At 63.6% G+C, this 14,009-nt stretch carries 14 protein-coding genes, 1 pseudogene and 1 riboswitch; of the genes and pseudogenes, 9 read left to right on the forward strand and 6 right to left on the reverse strand.

What is annotated here, in order from left to right:
• Positions 1–126: 126 nt before the first annotated feature.
• Together V1288_RS17440 and V1288_RS17445 are read left to right on the forward strand one after the other, a co-directional pair.
• Positions 127–432 (forward strand): hypothetical protein, encoded by a 306-nt coding sequence (locus tag V1288_RS17440; RefSeq protein WP_334358200.1) that lies wholly within the window; start codon positions 127–129, stop codon positions 430–432.
• A 101-nt stretch (positions 433–533) separates the two neighbouring features.
• Positions 534–1,079, forward strand: coding sequence for a DUF3617 domain-containing protein (locus V1288_RS17445; RefSeq protein ID WP_334358201.1), 546 nt, complete (start codon positions 534–536; stop codon positions 1,077–1,079).
• A gap of 169 nt (positions 1,080–1,248) precedes the next feature.
• Here V1288_RS17445 and V1288_RS17450 read toward each other — a convergent pair whose 3' ends face one another.
• The 3 genes from V1288_RS17450 to V1288_RS17460 are packed head-to-tail and all read right to left on the reverse strand — an operon-like array spanning position 1,249 to position 3,931.
• Positions 1,249–2,634, reverse strand: coding sequence for an ATP-binding protein (locus tag V1288_RS17450; protein WP_334358202.1), 1,386 nt, complete (start codon positions 2,632–2,634; stop codon positions 1,249–1,251).
• Between the two features lie 8 nt (positions 2,635–2,642).
• Positions 2,643–3,377, reverse strand: a complete 735-nt coding sequence (locus V1288_RS17455) for a response regulator transcription factor (protein ID WP_334358203.1) — start codon at positions 3,375–3,377, stop codon at positions 2,643–2,645.
• 2 nt (positions 3,378–3,379) lie between these two features.
• The gene (locus tag V1288_RS17460) at positions 3,380–3,931 is read right to left on the reverse strand and encodes a MarR family winged helix-turn-helix transcriptional regulator (RefSeq protein WP_334358204.1); all 552 of its coding nucleotides are present in this window, start codon (positions 3,929–3,931) and stop codon (positions 3,380–3,382) included.
• A gap of 351 nt (positions 3,932–4,282) precedes the next feature.
• On the opposite strand from V1288_RS17460, the gene V1288_RS17465 reads away from it, so the two are divergent.
• The 5 genes and pseudogenes from V1288_RS17465 (at position 4,283) to V1288_RS17485 (ending at position 9,009) form a co-directional block, all read left to right on the forward strand.
• Entirely contained in the window at positions 4,283–5,359 is a 1,077-nt protein-coding gene (locus tag V1288_RS17465; protein WP_334358205.1) for a branched-chain amino acid aminotransferase, read from the forward strand.
• 127 nt (positions 5,360–5,486) lie between these two features.
• Positions 5,487–6,377 (forward strand): branched-chain amino acid aminotransferase, encoded by an 891-nt coding sequence (locus tag V1288_RS17470; protein ID WP_334358206.1) that lies wholly within the window; start codon positions 5,487–5,489, stop codon positions 6,375–6,377.
• A 279-nt stretch (positions 6,378–6,656) separates the two neighbouring features.
• The gene (gene hisS / locus V1288_RS17475) at positions 6,657–8,108 is read left to right on the forward strand and encodes a histidine--tRNA ligase (protein WP_442894031.1); all 1,452 of its coding nucleotides are present in this window, start codon (positions 6,657–6,659) and stop codon (positions 8,106–8,108) included.
• Between the two features lie 145 nt (positions 8,109–8,253).
• Positions 8,254–8,454: a tautomerase family protein gene (locus tag V1288_RS17480; RefSeq protein ID WP_334358208.1), complete on the forward strand. Its 201-nt coding sequence runs from the start codon at positions 8,254–8,256 to the stop codon at positions 8,452–8,454.
• 160 nt (positions 8,455–8,614) lie between these two features.
• Positions 8,615–9,009 (forward strand): annotated as a pseudogene (locus V1288_RS17485) (thioesterase family protein).
• Positions 9,010–9,122: 113 nt separating this feature from the next.
• Here the strand turns inward: V1288_RS17485 and proC are convergent.
• From proC to V1288_RS17500, 3 genes are all read right to left on the reverse strand, one after another.
• Entirely contained in the window at positions 9,123–9,956 is an 834-nt protein-coding gene (gene proC / locus V1288_RS17490) for a pyrroline-5-carboxylate reductase (RefSeq protein ID WP_334361337.1), read from the reverse strand.
• A gap of 201 nt (positions 9,957–10,157) precedes the next feature.
• Positions 10,158–10,658, reverse strand: a complete 501-nt coding sequence (locus tag V1288_RS17495) for a YbjN domain-containing protein (RefSeq protein ID WP_334358209.1) — start codon at positions 10,656–10,658, stop codon at positions 10,158–10,160.
• A 359-nt stretch (positions 10,659–11,017) separates the two neighbouring features.
• Positions 11,018–11,998 (reverse strand): Bug family tripartite tricarboxylate transporter substrate binding protein, encoded by a 981-nt coding sequence (locus tag V1288_RS17500; protein WP_334358210.1) that lies wholly within the window; start codon positions 11,996–11,998, stop codon positions 11,018–11,020.
• Between the two features lie 187 nt (positions 11,999–12,185).
• Positions 12,186–12,338: riboswitch (FMN riboswitch) on the forward strand.
• A 78-nt stretch (positions 12,339–12,416) separates the two neighbouring features.
• On the opposite strand from V1288_RS17500, the gene V1288_RS17505 reads away from it, so the two are divergent.
• The gene (locus V1288_RS17505) at positions 12,417–13,001 is read left to right on the forward strand and encodes a 6,7-dimethyl-8-ribityllumazine synthase (protein WP_334358211.1); all 585 of its coding nucleotides are present in this window, start codon (positions 12,417–12,419) and stop codon (positions 12,999–13,001) included.
• Between the two features lie 126 nt (positions 13,002–13,127).
• Positions 13,128–13,943 (forward strand): SDR family NAD(P)-dependent oxidoreductase, encoded by an 816-nt coding sequence (locus V1288_RS17510; RefSeq protein ID WP_334358212.1) that lies wholly within the window; start codon positions 13,128–13,130, stop codon positions 13,941–13,943.
• Positions 13,944–14,009: the final 66 nt, after the last annotated feature.

The raw sequence follows: 14,009 nt of genomic DNA on the forward strand, positions 1-14,009 counted from the left end.
GAAGCCCTGACGAGGTCAAGTGCAGCGCGGCAACACCTGACGGCCAAGTCCGCCTCGTGCTGCAACCATTCTTTTCACGGCGGCCGGCGCACACTATGGTGGGCTCCGAGCGAAATGGAGTCTGCGATGCGAAGAATTGTGGCCGCGTGCCTGATTGCCATGGGCGGAATGCTGGCGGCGGCGCCGGCGCAGGCGCAGTGGTGGGACATCGACACGGTGCCGCCGTTCAAGGGCAATGACACCGGCGGCATCATCGCCTATCCGCTGGCGATGCAGGCCGATGCCCGTCAGCTCGCCGTCGATCACTGCGCCCGCTATGGCAAGGTGGTGAAATTCCTTGGCGTGCAGCCCAATTACGGCGGCTACGTTTCCTTTGCCTGCCGCTGGGTGCCCTATGGCGCCGCTGAACGGCCGCTGCGCACGCTTTACTGAGCGCGACCGCTACCTGGATTTTCAGCCGGACATGTTTTTGCCACGCGAAGCGTTCACTTCGCGTGCGCGCACTATCGTGGAAGAATTCTGGGGGCACACGCATGAGACGACTGCTTCTTGTGTCTTGTTCAGCCGTTGGTCTATTTGCTCTCCTGCCGGTAAACGGCGCGGTCGCCGTGGAGCTGCCGGTGCGCAAGGCCGGCCTGTGGGAGATGAAGGTGCTGAGCACAGGCGCGCCGGCGCCTGAGATGACGATGCAGCAATGCACCGACGAGGCCACCGACAAGGACATGAGCACCGCGTTCTCGCCGATGGCCAAGGAGATGTGCTCGAAGCAGGATATCCAGAAGACGGCGGCGGGCTATGTCACCGATTCCGTCTGCGGCATCGCCGGCATGACGATCAAGTCGCATGCCGAGATCACCGGCGACTTCAATTCCGCCTACACCGTGAAATCGACCTCACGCAGCGAGGGTGGTCCGGCCGGTGGGGGGCGCGACAACACCACGACGATCGAGGCCAAATGGCTTGGCGCCTGCAAGAGCGATCAGAAGCCCGGCGACACCATGATGCCCGGCGGCATGAAGATGAACATCAAGGACATGGAAAAGCTGAAGTCCATGATGCCGAAACAGCCGGGGAAGTAACGGAGGCCGCAGAATTTGTCGCGGTGAATTGTCGTCTCTGCGAACGCAGGGACCCATACGACGTGCCCTAATTTTTGAGGGCCGCTGTTCAACGGCTTTGTTCAACAACCAAGCCCTGTGGTTATGGATTCCTGCGTTCGCAGGGACGACTACGCCCCGTCTATCTTGCCTACACCGGCACCCTTACCGCCGCGCGCAGGCCGCCCATCGGGCTGTCGCCGAGGGTGATGTCGCCGCCATGCGAGCGGGCGATATCGCGGGCGATGGCCAGCCCTAAGCCAGTGCCGCCTTCGTCCTGGTTGCGGGCATCGTCAAGCCGCAGGAACGGCTTGAATACTTCCTCGCGCATGTTGGCGGGAATGCCCGGCCCGTCGTCGTCGACGGTCACCGTCAGATAGCGGTGATCGCGGTGACCGATGATGGCGACGGTGTTGGCGTGGCGCGCCGCGTTCGAGACGAGGTTGGCGATGCAGCGCTTGAACGAGGCCGGCTTCACCGTCACCACGGGCAGGCCGTGGAACGTCACCGTCGCGATATGGCCGTTGCGCTCGGCGTCGCTGCGCAATTCCTCCAGCGCCTTCGCCATGTCGGTCGGCTGCGCGATCTCGCCGCTGTCGCCGCGCGCAAAGGCGAGATAGGCCTCCAGCATGCCGGACATTTCGTCCACATCCTTGCGCATGCCGTCGACTTCGGGGCTGTCGCCGATCAGGGCGAGTTCGAGCTTGAAGCGGGTCAGGATGGTGCGCAGATCGTGGCTGACGCCGGCCAGCATCGCGGTGCGCTGCTCGATCGCGCGCTCGATGCGGGCCTTCATTTCCAGGAACGCCTGCGCAGCGCGCCGCACCTCCCGCGCGCCGCGCGGGCGGAAGTTCGGCACCTCGCGGCCCTTGCCGAAACTTTCGGCGGCGTCCGCCAGCCGCAGGATCGGCCTGATCTGGTTGCGCAGGAACAACACTGCGACGATCAAGAGGATCGAGGAGGTGCCCAGCATCCAGAAGATGAAGATCTCCGAATTCGAGGCGTAGGCGGCGCTGCGCTGCGCGAACACACGCATCACCGCATCGTCGAGCTGAATGCGGATTTCAACCAGATTGGACTTGCCGACAGTATCGATCCAGAACGGGCGGCGGATCTGGCGGCCGATCTGCGCCGACAGCGTCTGGTCGAGCAGCGAGAAGAACGGTTTTGGCCCGGGCTGCGGCATGTCGCCGATGGGGAGAAAATCCACCACGAGCTGCAGCCGCTGCCCGACGCGGCGCAATTGCGCGCGTTCCTTGTCCTGCGGATAGAACTTGTAGACGTCGATCAGGCTGGCGATGTCCTGCACCACGGCGGCCGACAGGCGCCGCGTCACCGTGTTCCAGTGCCGCTCCATGAACACGAACGCCACGACCGTTTGCAGGATCACCATCGGCACGATCATGATCAGCAGCGCGCGGGCGTAGAGGCCGGTCGGCATCCAGCCCTTGAACGCGTTGCCCATCCAGCCATTGGCCCTGGAGACGCGTTGCGACGCATTGCGGATGAACGTCAGGCCGGTGTCGAGCGTACTCATGCGTTGGCTCAGGGCGACGCGACCAGGCGATAGCCGATGCCGCGCACCGCCTGCAGGAACAGCGGATTGGCGGGATCGCGTTCGATCTTGCGCCGCAGGCGGTTGATCTGCACGTCGACCGCGCGCTCGTTCACCGTACCGCCGCCGGTCAGCGCCGCGCGCGGCACGGTCTCGCCGGGGCTGGCGGACAGAATGCGCAGCATTTCGCGCTCGCGATCGGTCAGGTGAATGATCTCCTCGCCCTGGCGCAGTTCGCCGCGATCGAGATGAAAAACGTAAGGGCCGAACGCGATCTGCTCCAGCGCTTCCACCGGCGGCGGCGCGGAGCGTTTGAGGATATTGCCGATTCGCAAGACCAGCTCGCGTGGCTCGAACGGTTTTGCGACATAGTCGTCGGCGCCGATCTGCAGGCCCTCGATCCGCGCCTCCGCTTCATGGCGCGCCGTCAGCATGATGATCGGCACCGAGGACGAGGTGCGAATGAACCGGGCCAGATCGAAGCCGGTTTCGCCGGGCATCATGACGTCGAGGATCAGGAGATCGAAATGCAGACCGAGCAGCTTTGCGCGCGCGTCGTTCGCGCTTGAGGCGGTGGTGACGCGATAACCCTCGCCGGACAGAAACCGCGACAGCAGATCGCGGATACGGCGGTCGTCGTCGACCAGCAGCAGATGCGGGGCGTCGTCGGCCAGTTGCCGCGACGCGCGCGCGGTGGCTGCAGCGATAGTTGCTCCTTGCGCCACGGTCACTCCCTTGGCTTCTTGCTACCGGTCCCGAAGATCGCCGCCAACACCTTGTCGGGGTCGTCGCGATCGATCATCGCGCGCAGGAACTGGCTGATAGCAGCGACGCCTTCCGGATTGATCTCCCGGAGCGCGCGGGTGATGCGATCGGTCTGCAGTCCTGCGAGCTTTGCCACCAAGGCTTCGCCCTTGGGGGTGGCGTAAAGAAGGCGCTGCCGGCGGTCGTTGTTGCCGGTCTTCTGGATGATGTAGCCCTCATCGAGCAACTGCTTGAGCACCCGGCCGAGCGACTGCTTGGTGATCCGCAAGACGTCCAGGAGGTCGGCGACCTTGAGGCCGGGATAGCGGTAGACAAAATGCATCACGCGGTGATGGGCGCGGCCGAACCCGAACGCCTCGAGTTCATGGTCGGCATCGCCCACGAAATCGCGATAGGCGAAGAACAACAGTTCGATAATGTCCCAGCGCATTTCGCCGGCCCGTGCGGGTGAAGCGCCCTCGGCCCCCTGCGAATCGAGGGATGCCGGAGACTTTGAGAAATTTATGTCAGTCATGTTGACATATCTTGGGTTCAATGTTACAAAACTGCCGGCCACGACGAAACTTTAAGTCGTTTCGAACTTGGCGACGTGTCAGGCAGCCGGAAAAAGCCAGCGATGGCGGCAACGGTCGCAAATGAATTACCGTGCGATTGTCGAGCGGCATTTCGGCAAACATACTGGACTTCGGCATCCCGCAAAAGCATGTCGTCAACCGACATGACGGCGATGGAAGCCGGCCGCAAGGCTGGTGGTGGTGAAGTCCAGACCTTTTGAGCCAGCAGGTCAGGACGGGCCGGCCCCGGGAATCGCGCCGATACCGGCAGCGGGAAGCCAGGGCAGGAAGCAAGGGCAGGAAGCAAGGGAATGAGTTTGAAATTCGAAATCCACCCTGCGGCGAATCCGACGCCCGAGCAGGAGCGCACGGCAAAGCTCGCCGACCCGGGCTTCGGCCGGATTTTCACCGATCACATGGCGATCGTTCGCTACAACCAGGCGAAGGGCTGGCATGGCGCGCGGGTCGAATCCCGCGCGAATTTCCCGCTCGACCCGGCCGCAGCCGTCCTGCACTACGCGCAGGAGATTTTCGAAGGCCTCAAGGCCTACAAGCGCGACAACGGCGTGAACCTGTTCCGCCCCGATGCCAATGCAAGGCGCTTTAGAAGTTCGGCTGAGCGCATGGCCATGGCGCCGCTGCCCGAGGACGTGTTCATCGAAGCGGTCGAGCAGCTCGTGCGGATCGACAGCGCCTGGATTCCGGGCGGCGAGGGCAGTCTCTATTTGCGGCCCTTCATGATCGCGAGCGAGGTCTTCCTCGGCGTGAAGCCGTCGGCGGAATACATCTTCGCCGTTATCGCCTCGCCCGTCGGCTCCTATTTCAAGGGCGGACCTGCGCCGGTGTCGATCTGGGTGTCGGAGAATTACACGCGCGCCGCGATCGGCGGCACCGGCGCCGTCAAATGCGGCGGCAATTACGCCGCGAGCCTGCGCGCGCAGGCCGAGGCCATCGAGCACGGCTGCGATCAGGTCGTTTTCCTCGATGCGGTCGAGCGCCGCTACATCGAGGAACTCGGCGGCATGAACGTCTTCTTCGTGTTCGACGACGGTTCGCTCTCGACGCCGCCGCTCGGCACCATCCTGCCGGGCATCACCCGCGATTCGATCATCGCGCTCGCCAAGGATGCCGGCACGCCCGTGCGCGAGGAGCTCTATACGATCGATCAGTGGCGCGCGGATGCCGCCAGCGGAAAGCTGAAAGAGGCGTTCGCCTGCGGTACGGCGGCCGTCATCTCACCGATCGGCAAGGTGTGTTCGGCGAGCGGCGATTTTCAGATCTCTGGCGGCGCGGCCGGCCCCGTCGCCATGGGCCTGCGCAAGAAGCTGGTCGACATCCAGTACGGTCGGGCGGCCGACCCGCACGATTGGATCAGAAAGGTCCTGTGACCGGCGGCGGAATTATCCCGCCGCTTCCGTAGATAGATCGCTTGAGCGCTGGGTGCGCGCGGCTCGTTGAGCCGCGCGAGGGCTGATGCGCGGCCAATTGAAGCAGTGTCCATCCGGGAGAGAGACCATGGGAGTTTCGTTCGACAAGATCGATGGCGTCATCTGGTACGATGGGAAGCTGGTGCCGTGGGCCGATGCCAGCGTGCACATTCTCACCCATGGCCTGCACTACGCGAGCTGCGTGTTCGAGGGCGAGCGTGCCTATGGCGGCAGGGTCTTCAAGAGCACGGCGCATTCCGAACGGCTGAAGAACTCGGCCAATATTCTCGATTTCGAGATTCCCTGGTCGGTCGCCGAGATCGATGCCGCCAAGCAGCTCGTGATCGACAGGAACAATTTGCCGGATGCTTATCTGCGCCCGATCGCCTGGCGCGGTTCGGAGATGATGGGTGTCTCGGCGCCGACCAACACCATCCATCTCGCCATCGCCGCCTGGAACTGGCCGAGCTATTTCGATCCGGTCGAGAAGCTGAAGGGCATCCGGATCGGCATGGCCGAATACCGACGGCCGGATCCGGTGACCAGCCCGGCGATGGCGAAGGCGTCCGGCCTCTACATGATCTGCACCATCTCCAAGCATAAGGCCGAGCGCGCAGGCTATGCCGACGCCATGATGCTGGACTGGCAGGGGCGGGTCGCCGAGTGCACGGGCGCCAACATCTTCTTCATCAAGGACGGCAAGATCCACACGCCGATAGCCGACTGTTTTCTCGCCGGCATCACCCGCGCCACCGCCATCGACCTCGCCAGGCGGCGCGGCATCGAGGTGATCGAGCGCCGCATCATGCCGGAGGAACTCGATGACTTCTCCGAGTGCTTCATCACCGGCACGGCGGCCGAACTGACGCCGGTGTCCGAAATTGCGAATTGGAAGTTCACGCCCGGCAAAATCTCCGAGCAGTTGATGGCGGACTACACCGCCGAAGTGCAGCCCAAGGGCAAGGCCGCGGCGGCGTAGGAACCGCTGACCCCGATCGCAATTCTCCGTCATGCCCGGGCTTGTCCCGGGCATGCACGTCTTGGCGGCAAGGAAGTCGTGGAGGGCCGGTCAAGCCCGGCCATGACGAATTCAGGCACTAAGTAGGCAAGAGCCACGCTTGCCGGGTCCGGCGAGCGCTGTTAGGACCGCTGCATGCGTGACAACACCCAAAAATCCAAAAAACCCCAGAAACTCCGCGCCCGCCTGCCGCGCGGGCTGGAAGATCGTGGCCCGGCGGCGATTGCCGCCACGCGCCAGATGGTCGAGAAAATCCGCGAAGTCTACGAGCGCTACGGATTCGAGCCGGTCGAAACCCCGGCGATGGAGTTCACCGACGCGCTCGGAAAGTTCCTGCCCGACCAGGACCGGCCGAACGAGGGCGTGTTCTCGTTCCAGGACGACGACGAGCAATGGATCTCGCTGCGCTACGATTTGACCGCTCCGCTGGCGCGTTACGTGGCGGAAAATTTCGACGCGCTGCCGAAGCCGTATCGCAGCTATCGCGTCGGCTACGTCTACCGCAACGAAAAGCCCGGCCCCGGCCGCTTCCGCCAGTTCATGCAGTTCGACGCCGACACGGTGGGCTCGGCTTCACCTGCGGCCGACGCCGAGATGTGCATGATGGCGGCGGATACGATGGAAGCGCTCGGTATTCCTCGCGGCAACTACGTGGTGAAGGTGAATAACCGCAAGGTGCTCGATGGGGTGCTGGAGGCGATTGGACTTGGCGGTGAGGAGAATGCCGCACGCAGGCTTACGGTGTTGCGGGCCATTGATAAGCTGGACAAGTTTCCGGTCGAGGAAGTCGAAAAGCTACTTGGTACGGGTAGATGGGATGGCGGCGAAGAAGGAAAAGGCGATTTTACCAAAGGCGCCGGACTCGACGGCATCGGAATTTCGCGCGTTATAAATTTCACGGGCTGGAAGGGTGATCCCTCCGGAGCACGAAGCAAGACGGGATCGAACGAAGTAACGATCGCGAATTTCGAAGAAGTAGTCGAAGAAAATGCGTTGGGCCAGGAAGGCGTGGCGGAACTGAGAATTATCAAGGAACTCATTGCAGCGGCAGGTTACGATGATGGCCGCATCAGCATCGACCCCTCCGTCGTCCGCGGCCTCGAATACTACACCGGCCCCGTCTACGAGGTTGAACTCACGCTCGAAACCAGGGACGAAAAGGGCCGCCCCGTGCGCTTCGGCTCGGTCGGCGGCGGTGGCCGCTACGACGGCCTCGTCTCGCGCTTCCGCGGCGAGCCGGTGCCGGCGACGGGATTTTCCATTGGCGTGTCGCGGCTGCAGGCCGCGCTGACGATGCTCGGCAAGCTCGACACGCGGCCGGACTTCGGGCCGGTCGTGGTCACCGTGTTCGACCGCGACCGCGTCGCCGATTATCAGAAAATGGTCGCAGAGCTGCGCAATGCGAACATCCGCGCGGAGCTCTATCTCGGCAATCCCAAGAACATGGGCAACCAGCTCAAATATGCCGACCGCCGGAATAGCCCTTGCGTCATCATCCAGGGTTCGGATGAAAAGGCGCGCGGCGAAATTCAGATCAAGGACCTGATCGAGGGCGCGAAAGCCGCCGCCGCGATCGCCTCCAATCAGGAATGGCGCGAGACCCGTCCGGCGCAGTTTTCCTGCGCCGAGGGCGAGATCGTCACCAAAGTGCGCGAAGTCTTGGCGCGCCATGACGTGAAGTGGGGTAATTGATTCCGTCATACGCGGGCTTGACCCGCGTATCCATCTTCAAAATGATGGATTGCCGGGCTCAGACAAGCTTACGTAGTCTGCGCAGGCAGACTACTATGCCCGGCAATGACGATCTGAGTGAACAAGAACAAAGGGAGCAATACCAATGCCTGAGATCACCGTGAGCATGGCCGCCGGCCGCACCGACGAACAGAAGGCCGGCATGATGCGCGACATCACCCAGGCGCTGGTCAAGAACCTCGGCGTCGATGCCGATGCTGTGGTGATCCAGATCAACGAAGCGCCGCTGGCCCACAAGATGAAGGGCGGCAAGACCTTTGTGGAGCGCGCGGCGGCGAAGAAGTAACGTGGCCTCTTTTCCTTCTCCCCTTGTGGGAGAAGGTGGCGCGGACGAAGTCCGCGACGGATGAGGGGTTCTTTCCGCGGAGACAGACCCCTCACCCGTCCGCGATGCTTCGCATCGCGTCCACCCTCTCCCACAAGGGGAGAGGGGAAGAAAGCAATCCATGGACGCACGCGACTTCATCAAAATCGGCATGAGCGCCGAGCGGACGCTGGTCGTGCCGGCCGATCGCACGGTTGGGCATTTCGTGCCCGGCATGCCGATGGTCTATGCGACCCCGATGATGATCCTGGAAATGGAGATGGCCTCCAGCGACGCCGTCAGGCGCTATCTTCAGCCCGGCTGGATCACCGTTGGGACTGAGGTCGATATCGCCATCTCGGCGCGTCGCTGGTTGGGGCTACGGTGCGTGTCACGGGAGAAGTCACAGCAGTAGAGCGCCGCGTGATCCGCTTCGAGGTCGAGGCTTTTGAAGGCGAGCGCAAGATCGGCGACGGCCGCCACGCCCGCGGCCTCGTCAATGCCGAGAGTTTCACCAAGCGGCTGGGTGCGAAGTAACCGCTTGCTCGGAGCCGTAGGGTGGGCAAGGACGCGAAGCGTCGTGCCCACCATGCAGCACCGTGCTCGCAATGGTGGGCACGCTGCGCTTTGCCCACCCTACGGATTCTCGATTACTTCGCCAGTTCCTTCGAGCGCTTCGTTGCCGCGGCGATCGCGCGGATCATCAGCGGCTGCAGTCCGTCCTGGGCCATCAACACTTCCAGCGCAGCCGCCGTGGTGCCGCCGGGCGAGGTGACGTTCTGGCGCAGCGTGGCGGACGCAAGGTCCGACCGATGCAGCAGTTCGCCGGAGCCGGCGACGGTTTCGCGCGCGAGCTTGGTGGCGAGATCCGCCGGCAGGCCGGCCTCGATGCCGGCGCGTGCGAGTTCTTCGGCGAGCAGGAACACATAGGCCGGGCCGGAGCCGGACACGGCGGTCACCGCATCCATCAGGCTTTCGTCGTCGACCCATTCGACCGATCCGGTGGCGCGCAACAGCGCATCGGCCGTGGCGCGTTGCGCGGCGCTGACATTCTTTGCTGGTGCAGCAACCGTGATGCCGCGGCCGATCGCGGCCGGCGTGTTCGGCATGGCGCGAACCACCATGCCGCCGCAGACTTCTTCCAGCGCCGCAATTGTCGTACCCGCCATGATCGAGACGACCAGCGTGTTCGGTCCGACGAGCTTCTTCAGCGCCGGCCCCGCCTCGCGGAACATCTGCGGCTTCACCGCCACGACCAGCGTATCGGCCGTGCCGGCGTCCTGTGGGTTGAGGCGAATGCCGTTGGCGGCGAGCGCGCTGATCTCGGGGGAGGGCTGCGGCTCGATCACCACGACGCGCTTGGCGTCGAGACCGCCGGCCAGCCATCCGGTCAGCATCGCGCCACCCATCTTGCCGGCGCCGGCCAGTGCGATAATGCCGGGGAGGTTTTGAAGTGCGTTGTTGTTGCTCACCGAAGCCACCATACGCTTGCTGTCGTCCCTGCCGAGTGCGCGATTGCGCACGGGCGCAGGGACCCATAACCACAGCCGTTTTTAGTGAAGCGCGAGAAGAGCTACAAGCAGTTTGCTTGAGCCTCGGAGGTCACGGAGTATGGGTCCCTGCGCCCGTGCGCAATTGCGCACTAGGCAGGGACGACATCGAGTTCGTGGAGACGGCGGAAACCTCTACGCCTCGCCCTCGGTATCGAACATCGCCGCGCTCATCGCGTCCGGCGCGCTCTTTCCTGCCCAGACCACGAACTGGAACGCCGGATAATAGCGCTCGCAGGCGTGGATGGCGCCGGCCAGCATTACCTCGCATTGCGCGGCCGAAGCGGTCAGCCCGCCCGGCAACACCAGCGCCTGCCGGTACATGATCATGCCGGTGTGGGTCCAGATGTCGAAATGGCCGACCCATAATTGCTCGTTGATCGCCGCGATCAGCCGCTGCACTTCCGCGCGGCGCGCAGGCGGAATCTTCATGTCGAAGGCGGAGGCCAAATGCAGCGCCTCGATCTCCGCCATCCAGGTGAAGGAGAGGTGGTAGTCGATCCAGTTCCCCTTGGAGACGATGGTGACTTCGTCTTCGCCGGAGCGCTCGAACGCCCAGTTGTTTTCGGCGGCAATGTCCTCGACCGCCGCGAGCGGGTTGTTCCGGGAATCGATAATGCCTTCGAGGAGGGACATGCCGTCTCGACCTTATTTTTGAATTCTTCTGATACGCACGCGAGGAACGGGACGCGTTGAACTGATGCGGCGCCGCCGACTGCAATCCCCCGATCGGTTATCATCCCGGGGCCTGCCGACGCTCAAGTGATGTGATTTGCGGAATCCGCGCAACTGACCCCTGAATCCGTCCACAGGCCAAAGCGGTGTCGTCCACAGCAGATCGCGGTCACAGCTATTAATTTGAGAACAAACCGGAATCGGATTCGAGCGCCGCGGAGTCGGACGGCCGGAGAAATCGGGCCGGCTCGCCACAATGGTTAATTTTTTCTTAGCGCGCTATATGTGCCCTTCGCGAGGTATAGCTGGAGGCGGCCGCCTTACTCCGGCTTGAGGCCGCCGGTGCGGACCACCTTGCCCCATTTCTCGGTTTCGTCGGCGATCAGTCTGCCGAAATCGGCCGGTGAGCCTGGCATCGGATCGCCGCCGATCGCGGCAAGCTTTGCCTTCATGCCGGGATCGGCGATGGCTGCGTTGATTTCCTTGTTGAGCTTGTCGACGATCTCGGTCGGCGTGTTTTTCGGCGCGGCGAAGCCGTACCACTGGCTCGCTTCATAGCCCGACACGACATCGCCCACGGTCGCAATCTCCGGCAGCTCCGCCATGCGCGCGGCTGTGGTCACCGCGAGCGCGCGCAGCTTGCCGGTCTTGATGTGATCGGCGGTGCCGGGCGCGGCCGCAAACAGGATCTGCACTTGGCCGCCGAGCAGATCCGTCAGCGCCGGGCCCTGGCCGCGATAGGGGACATGCACCATGTCGACACCGGTCATCATCTTGAACAGCTCGCCCGCCATGTGCGGCGCGCTGCCGCTCCCCGCAGAGGCCATGTTGACCTTGCCGGGATTGGCTTTGGCGTAAGCGATCAATTCGGCCAGCGTCTGCGCGGGCACCGAGGGGTGGACCAGCACCACCATCGGCACGCGAATGACGCCGGCGACCGGCGCGATATCGCGGACGAAATTGAAACTGAGCTTTTCGTAGAGCGAGGCGTTCACCGCATTCGGGACCGTTGCCAGCAGCAGCGTATATCCGTCGGGCGCCGCGTTCACGACCGCCTCGGTGCCGATATTGCCGCCGGCGCCGGTGCGGTTCTCGACGACGAAGGGCTGCCCGAGATGATCGGCCAGCCACTGGCCGATCAGACGCGCGGTGATATCGACGCCGCCGCCGGCGGCGAAGCCGGCGACGATTTTCGTCGGCCGCGTCGGATAATCGAGCGCGGATGAAAGGCGCGGCAAGGCGGGCGTAGCGATGAGTGCGCCGGCAAGTTTGAGGAAATTCCGGCGAAGAAGAAGTTTCATATCGAGTGCCCCCCGTTGGCAGCAAGCCTATCCCAAATGCGGCGATCCGAGTAAGGGCCCTCAGCGGATCGCGGGTGCGCGCCCTGTCCCGGCGGCATGGGGACATGCCTTTTCCCCATGCCAAAGGTGCTTGCTGACGCCCCGGCGTTGGTCATATTCTTGCGCCAGGTCGTCCATTCCGGGCGGCCGATGTTCTCAGGGCGGGGTGAAAATCCCCACCGGCGGTAAGGGTGACGTAGCCCAAGCCCGCGAGCGCCTTCTTTTCTCCCGAGAAGAAGGGTCAGCAGATTCGGTGCGATTCCGAAGCCGACGGTTACAGTCCGGATGAAAGAGAACGGTTTGCGGCGGTCTTCGCGCGTTTGCGCGTGGGCTGACGTCGTTCCGTATGCCCTGATTCTGGTCCTGAAAGAGGAAAGCCATGAATCAGATGTTGCAAGAGCCTGAAGTCCAATCCCCACCCCAGATATCCGAAACCAGTCACGTCCCTGACGTGCCCGAGCGGCCGCCGGCGCCGGTGCATCCGCGTTTCGTCAAGCCGCAGCGCATAGCCTTCGTGCAGTCGTCCTGGCACCGCGACGTGGTCGAGGAATGCCGCATCGCGTTCCTCGAAGAGATCGAGGCGCGCCATATCACGCGCGCGCAGGTCGATCTGTTCGAGGTGCCGGGTTCGTTCGAGATACCCCTGCATGCACAACTGCTCGCCAAGACGCGGCGCTACACCGCGATCGTGGCCGCCGGCCTCGTCGTCGATGGCGGCATCTACCGCCATGAATTCGTCGCCGACACCGTGATCAAGGCGCTGATGGACGTGCAACTCAAGACCGAGGTGCCGGTATTCTCCGCGGTGCTGACGCCACAGCAATTCCACGAGAGCGCCGTGCATCACGAATTCTTCCGCAAGCATTTCGTCATCAAGGGCATCGAGGTCGCGGAAGCCTGCGCCAACACGCTGCATAGCCTGGAACGGCTGCGCGGCCAGGTGGCGGCGGGGATCGCGGGGTAGGCGTTCGTCGCGAAGCAATCCATCGACCAGCAAGACAGATGGATTGCTTCGTCACTTCGTTCCCTTGCGCAAACGCTTCGCGTTTCTCGCAGCCAATGACGAATGCAGCCTTGATTGGAGTCACGGATGGTCAAAACCGAACAAGTATCTTCCGATTGGCTCGGCCTGTCCGGCCGCGTCTGCGTGGTGACAGGGGGCGGTGGAGGTATCGGCCGCACCACTGCTCTCGGTTTCGCCAAGGCCGGCGCCCGTGTCGCCGCCATCGACCTCGATGAGCGTGGCCTCGAGGTCACGCGCGCCGAGCTCGGTAAGCTCGGTGCCGATCACGTCGTTGCCCGTTGCGATACCTCGAGCGTCGAAAGCGTCACTGCGGCATCCGCGACGATCGAAAAATCGCTGGGACCGTGCGAGGTGCTGGTCAACACCGCTGCGGTGCTGCGGCCCGGCGCGCTCGACAGCCTGTCGCTTGCGGAATGGAACGCTGTCCTCGCCGTCAACCTGACCGGCTATTTCGTCTGTGCGCAGGTTTTCGGCCGGCAGATGCGTACGCTTGGCCGCGGCAGCCTGGTTCACGTGGCGTCCATTGCCGGCAGCAATGCGCAGGGGCAGAGCGGCGCCTACAGCGTCAGCAAGGCCGGCGTGATCATGCTGTCGCGGCAACTCGCCAATGAATGGGGACCGCACGGCATCCGCAGCAATGTCGTCAGTCCCGGCATGGTGATCACGCCGATGAGCCAGGCCTTTTACGATACGCCCGGCGTCACCGAGCGGCGCTCCGCCATGGTGCCGATGCGGCGGGTCGGCATGCCGCAGGACATGGCCGATGCCATCCTGTTTCTGGCGAGCGACCGCGCGTCATACATCAACGGTGATGAGATCATGGTCGACGGCGGCTACGCCAATATGCTGATGAATTTGGTGCCGCGGCCGGGATTTGAGTGAGGCGCCCGCAGGGTGGGCAAAGGCGCACTTGCGCCGTGCCCACCATCTATCCCAAAGCGTTATCGT

This window comes from Bradyrhizobium sp. AZCC 2176, assembly GCF_036924645.1.
Classification (GTDB): Bacteria; Pseudomonadota; Alphaproteobacteria; order Rhizobiales; family Xanthobacteraceae; genus Bradyrhizobium.

Coding starts and splice junctions, on each gene's coding strand:
- hisS (WP_442894031.1), top strand. CDS start 6,657: ATGGTCGAGAAAATCCGCGAAGTCTACGAGCGCTACGGATTCGAGCCG.
- V1288_RS17500 (WP_334358210.1), bottom strand. CDS start 11,998: ATGAAACTTCTTCTTCGCCGGAATTTCCTCAAACTTGCCGGCGCACTC.
- proC (WP_334361337.1), bottom strand. CDS start 9,956: ATGGTGGCTTCGGTGAGCAACAACAACGCACTTCAAAACCTCCCCGGC.
- V1288_RS17450 (WP_334358202.1), bottom strand. CDS start 2,634: ATGAGTACGCTCGACACCGGCCTGACGTTCATCCGCAATGCGTCGCAA.
- V1288_RS17440 (WP_334358200.1), top strand. CDS start 127: ATGCGAAGAATTGTGGCCGCGTGCCTGATTGCCATGGGCGGAATGCTG.
- V1288_RS17470 (WP_334358206.1), top strand. CDS start 5,487: ATGGGAGTTTCGTTCGACAAGATCGATGGCGTCATCTGGTACGATGGG.
- V1288_RS17510 (WP_334358212.1), top strand. CDS start 13,128: ATGGTCAAAACCGAACAAGTATCTTCCGATTGGCTCGGCCTGTCCGGC.
- V1288_RS17495 (WP_334358209.1), bottom strand. CDS start 10,658: ATGTCCCTCCTCGAAGGCATTATCGATTCCCGGAACAACCCGCTCGCG.
- V1288_RS17505 (WP_334358211.1), top strand. CDS start 12,417: ATGAATCAGATGTTGCAAGAGCCTGAAGTCCAATCCCCACCCCAGATA.
- V1288_RS17465 (WP_334358205.1), top strand. CDS start 4,283: ATGAGTTTGAAATTCGAAATCCACCCTGCGGCGAATCCGACGCCCGAG.
- V1288_RS17460 (WP_334358204.1), bottom strand. CDS start 3,931: ATGACTGACATAAATTTCTCAAAGTCTCCGGCATCCCTCGATTCGCAG.
- V1288_RS17445 (WP_334358201.1), top strand. CDS start 534: ATGAGACGACTGCTTCTTGTGTCTTGTTCAGCCGTTGGTCTATTTGCT.
- V1288_RS17480 (WP_334358208.1), top strand. CDS start 8,254: ATGCCTGAGATCACCGTGAGCATGGCCGCCGGCCGCACCGACGAACAG.